Annotated in this window: 14 protein-coding genes, 2 pseudogenes and 1 riboswitch; all 16 genes and pseudogenes read left to right on the top strand. The window is 34.7% G+C overall.

The genetic code is table 11. The annotated features are described in order from the left end of the window. Nucleotides 1–594, top strand: a complete 594-nt coding sequence (coaE, locus tag I586_RS09620) for a dephospho-CoA kinase (RefSeq protein ID WP_010765328.1) — start codon at nucleotides 1–3, stop codon at nucleotides 592–594. Nucleotides 595–848: 254 nt separating this feature from the next. Beyond that, nucleotides 849–2,093 (top strand): nucleotide sugar dehydrogenase, encoded by a 1,245-nt coding sequence (locus I586_RS09625; protein ID WP_010765327.1) that lies wholly within the window; start codon nucleotides 849–851, stop codon nucleotides 2,091–2,093. Nucleotides 2,094–2,293: 200 nt separating this feature from the next. Continuing rightward, on the top strand, nucleotides 2,294–3,373 hold the full coding sequence (locus tag I586_RS09630) for a glycosyltransferase (RefSeq protein ID WP_244147873.1): 1,080 nt from the start codon (nucleotides 2,294–2,296) through the stop codon (nucleotides 3,371–3,373). A 219-nt stretch (nucleotides 3,374–3,592) separates the two neighbouring features. Further along, nucleotides 3,593–4,078 (top strand): transcriptional regulator NrdR, encoded by a 486-nt coding sequence (nrdR, locus tag I586_RS09635; RefSeq protein ID WP_010765325.1) that lies wholly within the window; start codon nucleotides 3,593–3,595, stop codon nucleotides 4,076–4,078. A 12-nt stretch (nucleotides 4,079–4,090) separates the two neighbouring features. After that, nucleotides 4,091–5,497, top strand: a complete 1,407-nt coding sequence (locus I586_RS09640) for a replication initiation and membrane attachment family protein (RefSeq protein WP_010765324.1) — start codon at nucleotides 4,091–4,093, stop codon at nucleotides 5,495–5,497. Further along, complete coding sequence (dnaI, locus tag I586_RS09645) at nucleotides 5,497–6,426, top strand: primosomal protein DnaI (protein ID WP_010765323.1); 930 nt, start codon at nucleotides 5,497–5,499, stop codon at nucleotides 6,424–6,426. Before I586_RS09640 ends, dnaI begins: the two co-directional genes overlap by 1 nt. A gap of 178 nt (nucleotides 6,427–6,604) precedes the next feature. Next, nucleotides 6,605–7,777, top strand: a complete 1,173-nt coding sequence (locus I586_RS09650) for a hypothetical protein (protein WP_010765322.1) — start codon at nucleotides 6,605–6,607, stop codon at nucleotides 7,775–7,777. A 15-nt stretch (nucleotides 7,778–7,792) separates the two neighbouring features. Next, nucleotides 7,793–9,297: pseudogene (wsfD, locus tag I586_RS09655) on the top strand (glycan biosynthesis hexose transferase WsfD). Continuing rightward, a complete protein-coding gene (locus I586_RS09660; protein WP_010765319.1) occupies nucleotides 9,287–10,876 on the top strand; it encodes a hypothetical protein in 1,590 nt (529 codons plus the stop codon). Before wsfD ends, I586_RS09660 begins: the two are co-directional and overlap by 11 nt. Then, nucleotides 10,873–12,135, top strand: a pseudogene (locus tag I586_RS09665) (glycosyltransferase family 2 protein). The gene I586_RS09660 and the pseudogene I586_RS09665 overlap by 4 nt, the downstream one beginning before the upstream one ends. Before the next feature lie 13 nt (nucleotides 12,136–12,148). Beyond that, a complete protein-coding gene (locus tag I586_RS17555; protein ID WP_010765316.1) occupies nucleotides 12,149–12,532 on the top strand; it encodes a cellulose biosynthesis cyclic di-GMP-binding regulatory protein BcsB in 384 nt (127 codons plus the stop codon). 108 nt (nucleotides 12,533–12,640) lie between these two features. Next, nucleotides 12,641–14,224, top strand: a complete 1,584-nt coding sequence (locus I586_RS09675) for a cellulose biosynthesis cyclic di-GMP-binding regulatory protein BcsB (RefSeq protein ID WP_341830611.1) — start codon at nucleotides 12,641–12,643, stop codon at nucleotides 14,222–14,224. Further along, nucleotides 14,211–15,065 (top strand): hypothetical protein, encoded by an 855-nt coding sequence (locus I586_RS17395; RefSeq protein WP_010765314.1) that lies wholly within the window; start codon nucleotides 14,211–14,213, stop codon nucleotides 15,063–15,065. The genes I586_RS09675 and I586_RS17395 overlap by 14 nt, the downstream gene beginning before the upstream one ends. Before the next feature lie 33 nt (nucleotides 15,066–15,098). Continuing rightward, nucleotides 15,099–15,563, top strand: coding sequence for a hypothetical protein (locus tag I586_RS09685; protein WP_010765313.1), 465 nt, complete (start codon nucleotides 15,099–15,101; stop codon nucleotides 15,561–15,563). A gap of 141 nt (nucleotides 15,564–15,704) precedes the next feature. Then, a riboswitch (M-box (ykoK) riboswitch) is annotated at nucleotides 15,705–15,875 on the top strand. Between the two features lie 55 nt (nucleotides 15,876–15,930). Beyond that, complete coding sequence (locus tag I586_RS09690; RefSeq protein WP_244147875.1) at nucleotides 15,931–16,647, top strand: MgtC/SapB family protein; 717 nt, start codon at nucleotides 15,931–15,933, stop codon at nucleotides 16,645–16,647. A 32-nt stretch (nucleotides 16,648–16,679) separates the two neighbouring features. Continuing rightward, a complete protein-coding gene (locus I586_RS09695; protein WP_010765311.1) occupies nucleotides 16,680–17,177 on the top strand; it encodes a GNAT family N-acetyltransferase in 498 nt (165 codons plus the stop codon). Nucleotides 17,178–17,287 lie beyond the last annotated feature (110 nt).

A 17,287-nucleotide genomic window follows, 5' to 3' on the forward strand; every position in this document is an offset into this window, starting at 1 on the left:
ATGGGAATGGTATTAGGTCTGACAGGTGGTATCGCAACGGGGAAAAGTACGGTCGTTGCTGTATTTAAGAGTCTAGGTTTCCCTATCGTAGATGCCGATATCATTGCGCGAGAAATCGTTGAAATCGGCACTCCTGGATTGAAGCAAATTGTATTAGCGTTTGGCTCAGAGATTTTAAATCCAGAGGGTTCCTTAGACCGCAAAAAATTAGGCGAAATCATTTTCTCTGATGAAACGAAAAGAAAAAAACTCAATGAACTGCTTTCTCCATTTTTGAAGGAGGCAATATTAAATCAGATTGCAGAGAAAAAAAGTCTCAATTCATTGGTCCTTGTTGATATCCCGTTGCTGTTTGAAGGGGGCTATGATAAATATGTTGATAAGGTAGCCGTTGTCTACGTTCCAGAAGCAACACAATTAGTTCGTTTGATGGAACGAGACCATTTAACAAAAACGCAAGCGCAACAACGGATTGCCAGCCAAATGTCGATTGAAGAGAAAAAGCTGAAGGCAGATATTGTATTTGATAATCAAAATAGTATACAAGAGACTGAAAAAGATGTTAAAAAATGGATCGCAAAAAATATTTTTTGATAATATAACATGAAATGCTGTTTGTTTTTTTATATTAATCTAAAAAAACAAAATTCAAAAGAAAAAGACCGCGAATAAACACTGTTTATTACGTGGTTTTTTTCGTTTAAAACAATTGTTGGAATGAAAAACAGACATTTTTATACATAATTTTAAATAACTGTTTTTCCCGTAATATCATAGACAAATTTGTCAGATATGTGTTATCTTTTGTGAACAAATAAGTTTACAAAAAAGGATAGTGGGGAGAAAAAATGGAAAAAGAAGTAGTTGTGATTGGTTTGGGATATGTTGGGCTACCCAGTGTGGTAAATCATGTAAAAAAAGGGCATAAAGTCATTGGCTTCGATATTGATAAGCGCAAAGTTGATCTGCTAAATAAAGGGATAAGTCACCTGGACACTGTCACGGACGAAACAGTTCAAATGCTAAAAGCAAATGGGACAGTCTTTACATATGAGGAACAATTGATCCGAGAAAAAGATGTCTACATTATTGATGTGCCAACGCCAATCGACAAAAATAAAATTCCTGATCTAAGTTATATTAAATCAGCAGTTGAGTTGATTAAAAATAAAGTGAAAATAGGTTCATTGATTATTTTAGAAAGTACAACGTATCCTGGAACGACTGAAGAATACCTTGTAGCTGTGTTTTCAAAACTTGGCTACACTATCGGTGTCGATCTTTTCATCGCATATTCTCCAGAACGAATCGATCCGGGCAATACGCAATCATTAAGTGCAAAGATTCCAAGAATCGTTGCAGGACATACAGCCGAATGCTTATCAGAAGCGAAGCTTTTTTTTGGTAGTCATGTTTCTTCTGTTTCTAATTTAAAAACAGCTGAACTGGCTAAAATATATGAAAATACATTCCGCTTAGTCAATATTGCATTAGCGGATGAGCTTCAAATAATTTCGGATGATTTATCTATTGACGTATATGAAGTACTCGAAGCAGCAGCTACAAAACCATTTGGGTTTATGAAATTTACACCTAGTTTAGGTATCGGAGGTCATTGTATTCCGGTTGATCCATATTATTTAACGTGGTTGATGGGAGCAAGAGGAGTAGAAACGCCGTTGATCGAAACCGCAGGAGAAATCAATGACTCGATGTTAGACTATTATCTAAATAAAATTGTTGCGTATATTGGTAAAAATCATGATAAAAATCTTGATAAAAAACTGGATGAAATGAAGATCGCTATTTTAGGAATAACCTACAAAAAAAATGTTGCTGATACCAGAATGTCCTCCGTTATCTCGTTGATTCAAAAATTAAAAGAACGAAATTCAACTATTGTTGTTTATGATGATATTCTTTATTCAACGACGAATATAACACAAAATAATGTGAGTAGGTTAGAACAAAAATACCATCAATTGAAAGAATTTGATATGGTCATTTACGCAGTAAATCATCAACTTTATGAAGATAATAAAGCAAATATAATAAGAAATAGTCAATTGTTTTATGATCTGACTTTGGTTTAAATATGATCAAAATCAAACAATATGGAGAAAAAATACTCTATCTTTCATTGTTTTTACTTTTGTTATATTTAATTTATTTGTGGAGAATAAATACATCCAGTAGGGAATATCGTATCGTCATGTTTTTATATTCTATCAATTTTGTTTACTTAGTGACAAAATTGAGTCTAGCCTTAACCTATTTGCCTTCAAGAGGACCTGTGAAAAAATTCAAAATTTCAGTGATTATTCCCAGTTTTAATGAAGACAAAGAATCTGTTGAAAAAGCTGTTCTAACGTTGCTGAAACAAACATATCCAATTCATGAGATTATTTTTATTGATGACGGCAGTGAGAATGAAGATGCGTATTTAGCCATAAAAAATCTAAAGATAGAAAATTTAGTAGATATAAATGAAGTCAATAAAAATATCAAGTTGACAAGTGTGCGATTAGAGCAAAATAGTGGGAAGAAAAAGGCTCAAGAAGTTGGTTTTATCCAGGCTACAGGTGATTTATTTTTATTAGTTGATTCTGACGGGGAGATTACTGAGACAGCATTGGAAGAAATGATTCGTCCTTTTGGTGATCCGAAAGTTGGATCGGTTGTTGGGAAAATTGAAGTTCGAAATCTTTCAGATAATTTTTGGACGAGGTTGCAAGATATTATTTATTCCAATTCCTTTCAAATCGGACGTGCATCACAATCACAAACCGGTAATGTCATTGTGTGTTCAGGTGCATTAAGTATGCACCGAGCTAATTTTGTAAAGCGAAATATGAGAACCTTTAGAAAAGAAACATTTATGGGCATACCTTGTTCTGCTGGAGATGACCGTTTACTTACTGATATTTCATTAGAACGACGGTATAAGACAGTCTATCAATCAACGGCTATTTGCTATACAGATGTCCCCAATTCGCTCAAAAAATTTTTTAAACAACAAGTTCGTTGGACTAAATCTGCACTGATAATGACGCTATTTTCATTTAGATACTGTTTTATTCGACCTTTTTCTATGGTTTGGCAGTTGTTGGAAACGTATTTGTGGTTATATAATGTTATTGTGACGCTTACCTTGCTTTGGCAACATAAATTAGGAATTGGTGTTGAAGTCTCCTTTGTCGCCGTAGTCTATTTCATACTGGTAAGTTATTTATCAAATATTTTTTATACAAAGCGAAATATAAAAACATACCTAATAACGTTTGTGTATTCCTTTTTTTATTCTGTTTTATTATTTGGGATCAGGTGTTATTCATTAGGAACGATTCTTAAAACTGGTTGGACGACTCGATAAAAATGAGAGAGTAAGGACAAGGAGGCAAAAAAGTCTCATGTCCTTTTTCTTTTTTTCCTTTAACAGAACATTTGAATTTATCATATTAAATCACAATTAAATTCTTTAGGAAGTCATGGTAGATGGATGGTTTCTCAAGCATTTCATGTTATAATACAGGTAGTAAATTAAAAAATAAACAAAATGATAGATACTATAAGATAAAATGAGGTGAACACTATGCGTTGTCCAAGATGTCATCATAATAATTCTCGTGTAATCGATAGCCGCCAAGCGGATGATGGTCGTGCAATCCGCCGTCGTAGAGAATGTGAGAATTGCAATTACCGTTTTACAACATTTGAACGAATTGAAGCGGCACCACTGCTAGTGATCAAGAAAAATGGTGACCGAGAAGAATTTAATAGAGAGAAAATTTTACGTGGGTTGATTCGATCTGCTGAAAAACGTCCAGTTGCAATGGAGCAAATGGAACAAATTGTTGATAACGTTGAAAATCGCGTACGTAGTTTAGGTGAAAATGAAGTCTCAACGACGTTAGTCGGTGAGTATGTTATGGAAGATTTAGTCAATTTAGATGAAATTGCTTATATTCGTTTTGCCAGTGTCTATCGTCAATTTAAAGATATGAGTGTATTCTTGAAGGAACTGCAAGGAATTGTAGACAAAGCAAAATCTTCAAATTCAGATACACCAAATAAATAAGGAGGTCTTTCCTTGAAAGACAATTGGAAAGAAGTCCATCCTAAAAGTATTTTTCAAGCGACAATTGCATCCCCTTTGTCTGATCAAGAGCAAGCTATAGTGACGCTTTTATATCAGCCGATTATAGGTGCACAAGCGCTTAGTTTATATTTGACATTGTTATCAGAAGTTGAGGAATCTGGCATGAGTGAGTCACTTTTTCATGCCGATTTGATCACAATGATGGATATTAGTACGAAACAAATCGAAGCAGCTAGAAAAAAATTAGAAGGCATCGGGTTATTGTCGACCTTTGTTAAACATAATTCTGAGCTAGGTGTGCAATTTTTATATCGGTTGAATCATCCTGAAACGGCTGAACGCTTCTTTAAAGATGAAGTATTGTCATTGACGCTTTTAAACAGTGTAGGGCAAAGAAAATTAGACAAGCTATTTAACCATTTCAAACCTAAATTTATAAATTTAACAGGATTTGAAGAAGTTTCTGCTCGATTTAAAGATGTTTATCTATTCAAAGAAGAGCAAATGATTTCTCAAAGCAAGCAACTCAGTCAAATGGAACAATCATTCAACGACCCACGACCTGCACAAAAAATAAGTGCGGTGGATGAAAGTTTTGATTGGACTTACTTTGTTCAAGGCATTGAAAAACTGGGAGTCAAGTTGCCGGATAATTCTGATGGTTTCAAGGAAGAAGTATTTGTTTTTCACAATTTATTTGGAATCACAGAAATCGATATGATCGACTTCTGTTCAAAGTCATTTGATTATTACACGAGCAAAATCGATGTGAAAGAGTTTGAACGAGCAGTATATAGAACCTATGATCCTGATAAGAAGCAAAGGACTAGTGAATATCAAAAAAATGATGCAGTCGATTTGTCCGCAGAAGATCAGCAAACATACCGCTACAACTCATTAAAAATGAACGGATTTTCTACTCAAGATATTCAGATGATCATGGATAGTGAAAATAATTTCCCTCTGAATTATCTAGAGGCCTTGAAGAGTGGACGTGGAGGATATACGACACCGCAAGAGCGTTCTTTGGTCAAATACTTAGTTAGTAAGTCTGGTCTGCCCAATAGTGTGATCAATGTGTTGATTAACTATGTTTACAATATTCAAAAACAACCAACCTTAAAAGCTGACTATGTAAATCGAATTGCAAATGAGTGGGCGCAAAGTGGTATTTTTTCACCAGAAAAAGCTATAGAGCATGTTCGAGAGCTAGCGAAAAAAGGGAAAGAGCAAAAACAAACAAGACAGCGATATGGTCAAAACAATCGACCGATTCGTCAAGAGACTTTACCTGATTGGGTAGAGAATCCAGTTGAGGAACAAAAATTATCCAAAGAAGAACAAGCGCGCTTAGATAAAGAAATTCAAGATTTCTTGAGTAAAGGAGGCGGAAATTAATGGAAGATGTCGGAAAAGAAATGTCCAAAATCATTCAAAGTAGAGACATGAACGACCGCTATAATGAGCTAGTTGAAGTTGTATTGAAAGATAACGATGTACAACAGTTTATTCAGGAAAATCGTGAACGTTTGACTGATGATGATATTCGGAAAAGCTATTCAAAACTGTATGAATTTGTACAAGAAAAACGTAAATATCAATTGAATGATCCAACAATGATCGCCCCTGGTTATGAACCTAAACTAACCTTGAATTTCCATTATATCGATGTCACTTATGTGCCAACAGAAGCGCTTATTGCAAAGCAAAAAGAAGAGGAGATTCGCAAGCGTGTTCGTGCGATGGACATGCCTAAAGATGTAAGAGAAGCCAGTCTCAGCAGATTTGACACGGCCTCTCAAGGACGAGCGCAAGCTATGGCGGAAACGATGAGATTTCTGAATGAATATACATCAGAGCCAAAAGAATTTCATAAAGGCCTGTATCTTCAAGGGACTTTTGGTGTAGGGAAATCATTTTTATTAGGTGCGATAGCTAATAGTTTAGCTGAACGAGGCTTTGTGACTACGATTGTTCATTTTCCAACATTTACAGTGGAGATGAAACAAGCGATTGGCAAAGACATGGTAGGGCCAAAATTAGATGCAGTTAAAAAATCACCAGTTTTAATGATTGATGATCTTGGTGCAGAATCGATGACTTCTTGGATTCGTGATGATGTATTAAGTGTGATCTTACAGTACAGGATGCAAGAGCAATTAGTGACATTTTTTTCATCTAATCTTGATTTAAAGGATCTAGAGAAACATTTATCTGTGACTCAGCGAGGAGAGCAAGAACCGTTGAAAGCTCGTCGAATCATGGAACGTATCCGTTATCTAGCACAGGAAATTACAATGTCAGGTAATGATCGTCGTAATGGATAACGAATAGAGACAATTGTTCGTTAAATAGATTGTAGTAGTGTAGAAGTAGACTCAATGAGTTTGCTTCTACACTATTTTTATTTTATAGAATTACGAGTATTTTCATAGCTGATTATTAGTAAAAAATGAGAAAAATATGTAAACTTTAAGAAGAAAAGATAAATTGTTGAGGTGAAGCATGAAAAAGAAATTCGTACTTATTTTAAGCATTTTTCTTGTACTAATAGGAGGTTACTTTATTTTTTTTAGAAAGCAAACTAAGAAAATTGTTGTCAAAGAAGTGATACCTGAAATAGAACAGTTAATGACAACAAACGAACAAGCATTTATTCCGAAAAAGAAATTTCAATCAGCTGAAACAAAAGAACGTAGAGACCGATTGAAGTTTTTTATTGATGCTCGAATGTTGCAGGATGATGGCGGTATCGCTACAAACTATTTGGCACAATCAGAAGAAAGCGAAGTTGCAACAGGGCATGAATTATTAAGTGAGTCTTCAGGCATTTATTTAAGGAATCTTGAGTTAACAGATACGAAAGAACGATTTGATAGTTTCTATAAAAAAACGAAAGATTTATTTTATGAAGATGTTCAGTTCAGTTATCGTATTGATGAAAATGGGAAAAAATATCCAGTAAATGCATCTGTCGATGATTTACGTATTATTCGTGCATTGATTGGTGCAAGCGGTCATTTTGGTCTTGAGAATTATCAAAAAGAAATTGATGACGTCACTAAAAACTTTATGGATACTTCGATGGATGAGAATGTATTGATCGATTTTTATGATATAGATCACAAGAAAAAATCGATGGATACTTCTTTATTTTATATTGATCTGAAAGTATTAGGCTATCTTTATAAAAAATATGATGTGTCATCTGATTACCTTCAATATCATTATGATTTGATTAACAATGGCTATTTATCAGATTCATTTCCATTTTATCAAACGAAATTTAATCATAAAGAAGAGAAATATGAAAATACTGGTACGATCAATATTATCGAATCCTTGCTAACGATTCTTCATTTAGGGGAAGTGGATCTCCAAAAGCAAGAAAGTATTGATTTTATTAAGGCTCAAGTACGTAAAGGTACGCTATTTAACTCCTACGATTTAAATGGGATACCGGTAGATAAAAATCAATCTGCTGCAAGTTATGCCCTAGCAGCATTGATTGGTGTTGCCATCAATGATGAAGAATTATATGATTCGGCTATTTTGATTTTAAATAATTTTCAGATCGATGAAGTGAAGAACCCTCTTTATGGTGGCTTTGGTGATATTCGTACAAAAGAGGTATTTTCATACAATAATTTAATGGCTCTTTTAGCGTATGATTATTAATGAGGAGGAATGGTGATGAAACTTAAACAAAGCGGACAAAAGTATCTGCGCTATTTTTCGAAATACATTTCTCCTACGCTTTTTGCAGTCATTGTCGTTGGGATCATAACCAGTATTTTGTTATTTGTCCCTCCAATCAATGGATTAGGGGATAACGGGAGCTATTATAGAGTGTTAAATAGTAGTGGATTGTTTATTGAAAAGAGTAACGACTATCAATTTTTTACTTATTTTAACAAGAATTTTTCAATTATGCAGTATTACAATCAATATCCTAAAACGTTTGCTTCTACTCAACAACTCTTTATTAGTCTGGCCATTTGGTTGAATAAGATCTTTTTTAGTTCAGAGTTATTTGATATTCGTTTTTTAGGTGGGGTATATTTGATTGTTTACCTAGGTGGTATTTATTTGCTCATGACTGGATTGACCGTTGGTGTTTCAAGGAAAAGAAGTTATTTGATTGCGTTATTTGTCATTTTTATCTTAGGTGATACATCTTATACGATCTACTTTAATTCTTTTTATGCTGAAGCGGTCAGTTTTTTAGGTTCTTTATATATTTTTGCTGCAATTATTTATTTATATAGAGTGGCTCGCGGAAGACAAAAAGCATGGGTATATCCGTTACTATTTATTAGTACAGTTGTGTTGATTGGTTCTTCCCGCCAACAATATCTATTGATCGTTGGGTTATTTTTCGTTGGACTTGGCTTGTTCGCTTTTGCTAAAAGCAAGGGAAGTCGTTTAGCACTATGGACTGTGTTGGGGGCGATGATGGGGTTCACATTATTAGCAGCAGTGTTCATTCCTGCCTCTAATTATGATCGTGATCTGTATCATAGTTTAACTAGAGGCGTCATGCTGGAAACCAATACCCCAGACCGGCGGATGCGAGATGGCGGAATAAATCAGCAATACGGTTTAGCAAAAGGAACCTCTTATTTTGATGAATATAGTCCTGTCGCTCCTGATTCGGATCAGGTTCAAAAAGACTTACTCAAAAAGACAAATCCAGTTTGGGTTCTTTTAAATTATGTAAACCATCCAACGGAATTAAAAAAATTATTGGATTTGGCAGTTCAAGATGTCTATTTAGTGAAACCTTCTGAGTTAGGGAATTATGAAAAAAAGCAAACCTAGAAGAGACGAAACAAACGAGATTTTTTACCCTTTATAATCGAATAAAAGCGGCTGTTTTTCCCAAATCATTTGGTTTTTATATCTTGTTTGCTGTCACAATGATTGGGATATATGGTGTGGGATTTTATAATGGCTTCAAACAACGAAAATCAGAAGTGATTGTTCGCTTTTTTCTTGTCTTTGGGTTTATGTTGAATTTGTTTGTTGTATTCATTTCATCAATCATACTTCATGGTGATGCAGATTTAATTCGACATTTGTTCTTAGTTTCATTGTATTTAGATCTTATTACGGTATTGATTTGGTCAGATGTTATTGGGAAACGTGTTTGGATGGATGGTATGGTGATTAAGGAGGGATTTGAGGATGAATTATAGGTTCAAGTGGGGCTTTATTGGACTGTGTTCAGTACTGCTGTTTTTTTTCGTTTATCCCTATAGTGTTGCCTCTGCAAATGAGCCTCCGAGAATCCTATTCGTTTACGATAGCTTGAATATAGCGGAAAAAAAAGAAAATGATGTGGATGCTATTCAACGATTATTAACAAGTTCTGGTGCAATCGTACAAACAGTAGAGACAGATAAATATATTGGAGGAATGTTAAGCAATACGGATTATGACGGTGTCATTACACTGATCAATTGGCCACAAAAAGAGCTTAGTGAACATTTCGTGAAAGATCGACAGGCTTTTTCAGGTAAAAAGTTGCATATTGGTCCTAAATTGACAGCAGATGAGCAAAGTCTTTTTTCTGGAAAATGGCGGGAATTAAGTCATAGGCAATTTACATTGAAAGATGAACAACATTTTTATTCTCAAACATTAGGCTACCAAGATGAAATAACAGTTCTAGAGGGTTCTGCGGGTCTATCGATTGGGCTATTGGAAACGCAGGAAATAGATTATGAAGAAATTCCTTTTGGGGTGTTGGAAAAGAACAATGGCTTTTTGCCTTTTTTCAGTCAAAAAGGAGCAGTATTTTTGAAAAGTGCGGAGTTGGTCAATCAGTGGTTAGGCGAACATCAATCTTTTAGTCCTATTTTAACGATTGATGGATTGAATCCTATGAAAGATATGAGTATTGCGTCAAAATTCCAACAGTTGTTAGCCAAGACGAATATTCCTTATATTATTTCTACGACGAGCACCAATCAGAATAATACAACGGCTCCTTTTGATATTTTTACTGATATACTGCGATCGTTTGAATCGGGTACTGGTATTATTTTTTTGGAAGTTCCCGTAGTGAACAATGTTAATTTAAATGACAATCATGCGCTTTCGCAAATGTTAGAACAACAAATCAGTTTATTTATCGAGGAAAGTATTTTCCCAGTTGGACTTTCTGCATATGGCTATTGGAATCAAGATGCACAATACCAAGCTGATGGTCTAGAATTGAGCAAAACAGTAATTTTGAGAGAAAATCCAGCGATAGAGAAACAGTATTATCGTAGCCGAACAAAAAAATCAACGATTTTTAAAACGGCGTTTTTTAACATTCCTTTTGACTATTTGGAAGGCGTCACATGGCAGCGTAACGGAAATACTTCGGATTATGAATTTCCAATGCCCGTTACGATGAGTTTTTCTTTTCCTGATTCTGATAAGGAAATAGCAACTGTTTTAAAGAAAATAGATCAATCACCCTTGTTTTTTTATCAAATCGGAAAATCTCATTTTGAGTTTGACTTGCAAACCCAAACGCAACATATCGAACTGCTAAATAGTCGCAGGTATCTAAATGGGAAATTAGTGAATTCACTTAATAATGTGACGAATAAAGTGATTCCTGAAACGACATTTAAAGGACAATTTGCTCGTTTATTTAATATTACAAATGTGGTGTTGATTGTTGTCGTTGTCGCAACGATGTCCGTTTTAGCTGTATTATTTTTCTTTGGTAGAAGAAATTATCGTTCAAAATATATTCAGAAAAAGGGGGATCACAAATGACAGTCGCTGATGGTATCATGTTGGCGGCAACGATCATAATTTGGTCATTGCTGATCGTAAATATCGTGTTGGTAATTTTTGGGTACATTTATTATTTAAAAACAGACAAACTTGCCCCACCAAAATTGGAAGAAGGTAAGATACCTTTTGTCTCAATTATGGTTCCTGCGCATAATGAAGGCATTGTGATCGTACGAACTGTTGAAGCATTGTTGAATTTTAGTTATCCTGCGGATCAGTATGAAGTAATCGTGATCAACGATAATTCTAGTGATAACAGCGCTGAATTATTAGCAGACTTAGGCAAGCAATTTCCAAATCGAAATTTAAAAGTCATCAATACGGATGCTGTAACTGGTGGTAAAGGGAAATCGAATGCACTGAATATCGGATTTAAACAAGCGAAAGGTGAAGTAATCGCCATTTACGATGCAGACAATACACCCGAAACGAATGCCTTAACGTATCTCGTTGCTGAACTGATGAATGGGAATGAATATGGAGCTGTGATTGGAAAGTTTCGTACTCGTAATAAAGACACTAATTTATTAACTCGTTTCATCAATATTGAAACCTTGGCATTTCAATGGATGGCTCAAGCTGGTAGATTTGAACTGATGAAGCTGTGTACGATTCCAGGCACAAATTTTGTGGTTCGACGATCAATCATCGAAGCCATTGGTGGTTGGGATGAAAAAGCTTTAGCGGAAGATACCGAAATTAGTTTTCGGATTTATATGATGGGGTATAAAATAAAATTCCAACCCAAAGCAGTTACTTGGGAACAAGAACCTCAAACACTGTCCATTTGGTTTCGCCAACGAACTCGTTGGGTAAAAGGAAATATCTATGTGATCGTAAAAAATACTAAATTGATTTTTCATCCTAAGGCGAAAAGAATTCGTTTTGATATTCTTTACTTCTTATCAATTTATTTTCTTTTGATGACATCCTTAGTTTTATCTGATATTATGCTCGTTTTATCAGTATCAGGTTATTTGCATACGACACTAGAAGGGTTTAGCAATTCTCTTTGGGCGTTAGCAGTACTGTTATTTATTTTCAGTACATAAGTGAGTATTTCAACGGAAAAAGGCGAAATGAAGGTGGAAAATCTATTGATCATCGCATTGATCTATATTACATATAGTCAAATGTGGTTAGTTGTAGCAGCTTATGGCATGTTTATGTACATCAAGGAAGCAATTTTTCATCAACAAGCACAAACAAAATGGTATAAAACAGAACGATTTAAGTAAGGAGAATCGAATTATGAAAAAGATAGGCATCATATTAATTAGTTTAGTGGGGTTGCTATTTTTAGTTGATAGTCAGGCAGTCTTTGCAGAAAACGCTGAACAAGATAATCATACATTTACTCAGCCGTTTCAAAATACAACAACCTCTTTAACAGGGGCATCTGTCAAAGCGACGATGTACTTTACAAAAATTGATTACTGGGATGTAAAAAAAGCAACATTGAATTTTAGTTATCAAATTACTCAACTGGAAAATTCACAAGACTCTGACTTAACTGTAGCAATCAATGGAGTGAAATTTTACTCATGGCGACCAGAACATAAAGGAGATATCCAGCAAAAAGAAATCAATGTTCCTCTAGAATTGATCAAAGAGACGAATACATTGACAATCTAAGGACAAATCATCAATCGATCCGAGAAAAATTCATATAATTTGATCGAAACGCCTGCAAATTGGCTAACAATATATGAGGGGTCCAATATTAACTTTCAATATGATTTGATGTTGCCAGAACAAATGATTCACTCATTTTACAATCACTTTATTGGTGCAGACACTATTGCCAATAAGCAAAGTGTTATTTTAGTCTCAGAGAATGCGTCAGAAAAGGAATTATCAGCCGCAACATATGCATTGGCTGGTGCGTCACGGATCATTACAACAAAAAATGAGTTATTACAACTAGACTCATTAAAAGGGCAACGCGATCAACCCTATCAAATGATAATTGGATTGTATGATAGTATTCCAGAAGAATATCGAAAACAAATCAGTGATAAAAATTTAGAAGAAAAAGCGATACTGCAATTGATAGATTCTGGTGAAAAGCACGTATTGATCGCTACTTCAAAAAATGAAGATCTTTTGATTCGAACTGGAAGGTATTTGGGCAATCAAGAGTTGATGACACAGACGGAAAAACCAATCAAAGAAATTACCAACACGACGGCGACTTTTAGTTCTACTTTAGAATTTGACGGAAACTATCCATTATCTTCAAGTGGGGATAAGTTAAGTGGTGCAAATCATCAAGAACAAGTGTATTTTGTGAATTTACCAGTCGACCGTAATAACACAAATGGGAGCACAATGCATTTAAAATTTAATTATGCCGATAATTTAGATTTTGACACATCCTTAGTGACTATATCTATCAATGATCGGCCAATTGGAAGTAAAAAATTAAGTGCAGCTAAGGCAAGTGCGGATGAGTTGCTTTTAGAATTTCCTGATGACTTAGATATGACCGATAGCTTTGTCTTAAAAGTTGGGTTTGATTTAATTGTTAAGAATCCGAAAAATGTAAAAACGAATCAGACACCTTGGGCGTATATTGAAAACACGTCGGCTGCATTTATCAAGACACAGGAATTAGATACGATGTTGTTTTCAAACTATCCCAACATGTTTATAAAAAGTCATTCCTTCGGTGATTTAGGCATTATACTACCTGAAAAAATGGATGAACATTATTTTAAAACAGTAACAAATCTTTTTAATCTGATTGGGAACTATGCACAAAGTAATGTAGGGGAAATAACTTATTTTAAAACCCCTCCTAAAGAGGCAATTTTATCTACACATAACTTGATTGTTTTAGGAACTCCAAAAGATAATCCCTTGATCAAAAGTCTGAATAGTAAGTTGTTTTTCAAATATGATAAATCGTTCAAAACATTCCTTTCAAACGAAAAATTAAGTATTGAAGAAGAGTACGGAAAACAAATTGGAACAGCACAATTGTTATTTTCTCCTTATAAAGAAAGTGCAGCAATGCTTGTTTTGACGGGGACAACGCCAGAAACAGTATTTTTAGCTTCTACACAACTAGATACGCAAAAGAACAACGCTGTTTATAAAGGAGATACGGTAGTAATAGATAATAATTATAAACGCTATGATTACCGCTTTAAAAAAGATGTAAGTCGATCAGACCAAGAAAACCTTGGAGAGAGAGTCATCAATAATCATAAACTTGCGGTCTATATTACAGTCTTTTTACTAGTATTGTTTATCATTGGCCTTTCAACGTTCTTTATCCTTAAAAAAAATATAAAAGGAGGGAATAACGATGGTACGAGATAAAAAATATGTTAGTATAATTATGGATCTAGCTCTATTATTTTTCATCACACTTGTCGTAGTAACTGTGATTTTTATTGGTTTAGGAGTAAACGATTTTTTTAGTGATTTGGTTAATTTATTAATTACACTTATTTTAGTTGTGATCACTTTCTTTACAGGAATCGTCCCTGGAATGGTGTTTACATTAGTCTTTGTATTCGGCCAATTGGCTTTTGTAAGTTATCAATATGTCTTTTTTGAGAAATTTTCATATGGCTCATTATTTTGGCTTATTGTCCCCCCATTGTATTGTTTAAGTATTTTTCTAATAACTTATCAAGTACGATTATTAGAAAAAGAGAACCAACAACTAAGACAAGATAGCGCACAGCTAAATACGCTTGATGCCGAAACACATTTACGAACACTTTCTTTATATGAAGGCGACTTTTTAATGCTTACAGACCTTTCAGAACGGTTCAAAGCAGACCTATACACAGTTGTTATTCGTGTTCGTTATTGGGATAGCTTGAAGAAATTGATGACGGATGAACAAACAAAAGAGCTATTAAAATTGGTTACATCTGTTTTTCAAGAAAGTATGAACAATAGCAATGCGTTGTATCTTGTTGATCAACATGTACCGACATGGAGCTCGTTGGTATTTTCAGATAATGAAGCATTAAGAGTGCTTCGCGAATTATTGAAAGAACGTTTTTTAGAAGAATTAGAAAAATCAGCTAAACTAAATAATCTTACGATCGATTTATTAGTAGCTCAAGCGAAATACGATCCGAATGAAATGGAAACTGGAACTGATCTACTTTCGGATGGCGTTAATAGTTTGCAGTATGATGTATAAGAGTGTATGAAGACGATCAAAGGAGGAAGCATAGTGAAGAAATCTTTGATAGCTATACTAGCAATTTCAACAGTATTAGCCATAGGAGCTTGTACAAAGAACACCAAAAGTGAGTCAAAAGAAAGCGGGGCGACCTCTATGACGAGTAAAAAGGAACAGTCTACAGAACAATCATCGGGTAATATAGAGCAAAAAAAATCACTCTTTACTGCTGTTTTACTTGAAGATGCTAAGAAAAATGAGATTGTCGATCAGTCGATTCGTTTGGTTTTAACGAAGGTCGAAGCAATTGAAGATCCAGAAAACATTCTCAATATGATGAAAAATGACGGTGTTATTTTGAATGTTTCAGCGGAACAATTAGCGAATGGTCTGAAAGAAGAAGACCTGAAAAGTGGCGATAAAATTCAATTTACTTTAGTTGATTTACCAGCCATGACCATGTCGATCCCGCCACAGGTTGCTGGAAACTCAGTTTTAAAAGTAGAAAAAATTTAATAAAAAAAGGAGTTCAAACACGATAACACAGTGATTGAATTCCTTTTTTTTACTCCTTTTTTGATGTTCAAAAAAATAATTTAAAGAAAAATGTTGACAGTCATTAAAAAAGGGTGGTATAGTTTCACCTGTAAGATAACTAAATAGATTTGTTAGGTGAGGCTCCTATACAAACACAGGCTACTGCCCAAAAACATCGAGAGATGCCAATGGGTAGAACAGGGATTGTCGATTACAAGGCTTTTCATAAGGTAGCTAAAAGCTCTGCTTTTTACGTTGTATAGTGCCAAAACTCAACGACTAGATCATACAGGCTTTTTTTTGTGCGCTTATTTATGACCTTCCGCTGAGTTTTGGCGGAAGGTTTTTGCTTTTTCATCTAAAAACAAATCAAAGAAAGGAGCAGGCCTATGCATTTTTAATGAACGTTATTGCTAGTATCTTTGCTGGAATGATTATTGGTGCAGAGCGACAATGGCGGAAAAAGTTAGCTGGAATGAGAACGATGACTTTGGTAACATTTGGTGCTTGTCAATTTGTGTCATTATCAACCTTGATTCAAGATGACAGCAGTCCAACTCGTATAGCGGCTCAAGTCGTTAGCGGTATTGGCTTTTTAGCTGGAGGAGTGATTTTAAGAGAAGGATTTAGTGTAACAGGTATTAACACCGCGGCAACCTTATGGTGCTCAGCGGCAGTTGGAAGTATGATTGGAGCAGGTTTTGCAGTTGAAGGAGTTACTTGCGCTATTGTTTTGATGTTAGTCAATATTTTATTGAGAAATTTATCCTTTAAAATAGATGATTACACGGTTCAAAATGAAGAGCAAACAGAGTCAATCCATTACCTTTCAGTAATTACAAGTAATACCAGTGAAGTTATGCTGAGAACGGAGATCATTCAGTTACTAGATCGATATTGTTTAACGTTTACTAAATTTTCTTGCACAGATTTAGCGGGAAAAAAAGTAAGACTCTTTTTAGAAATTGAAGCCACGAGAAATGGTACTTTGGCAGTCAATACAATTATTTCGGAGTTATCCCAATTATCGGAGGTTATCGAAATTAATCAAATGAGCAACTAAAAGAACGGAGGAATCAAAATGGTAAAACAGTGATGGTGAAGATTATTGATTGGAATAGTGAAGACTATTGGATCGGAATTCATTTAAGAAATAAATTACTTAAAACTAGTTCAGGTAAAGAATGGATCACCGAGTTGCCAGTGGATGAAAAGCACGATATTCATATGGCTGTAATGATGGATGGGGCAGTTGTAGGAACCTTACTTCTTTCAAAAAAAAGCCAAACAGTGGCGCAAATCAAACAAGTAGCCATAGATGACAATTATCATGGTATTGGTCTAGGTAAGAAATTGCTTGAATTTGCGGAAAAAGTTGCGGAACTTATGAAATTTCAGACCATAATTTTAACAGGACGTAAGCAAGCTTGGGGATTTTATGATCGTTTTGGGTATCAAAGTAGCGGTTGTGAGTATGAAGAAGGATTAGTCAGTTTAAAACGATTTGAGAAAAGACTTCAGACACAAAAGAACACAGAGAAATTTAGAATCAATAAACCTATACAGTTAAAGGAGATGGAAACAAATGGATGACAGTAGTCAGATGATCAAGGACCGATGTAAAAAGAATCCCGTTATTGAATATAGTGAGCTTATTATTGTCTATTTGTTTCTAGAATAGTCAGAGAACTCCTATAAATAGC

Origin of the sequence: Enterococcus moraviensis ATCC BAA-383, from assembly GCF_000407445.1 — a bacterium.
GTDB lineage: Bacteria > Bacillota > Bacilli > Lactobacillales > Enterococcaceae > Enterococcus_L > Enterococcus_L moraviensis.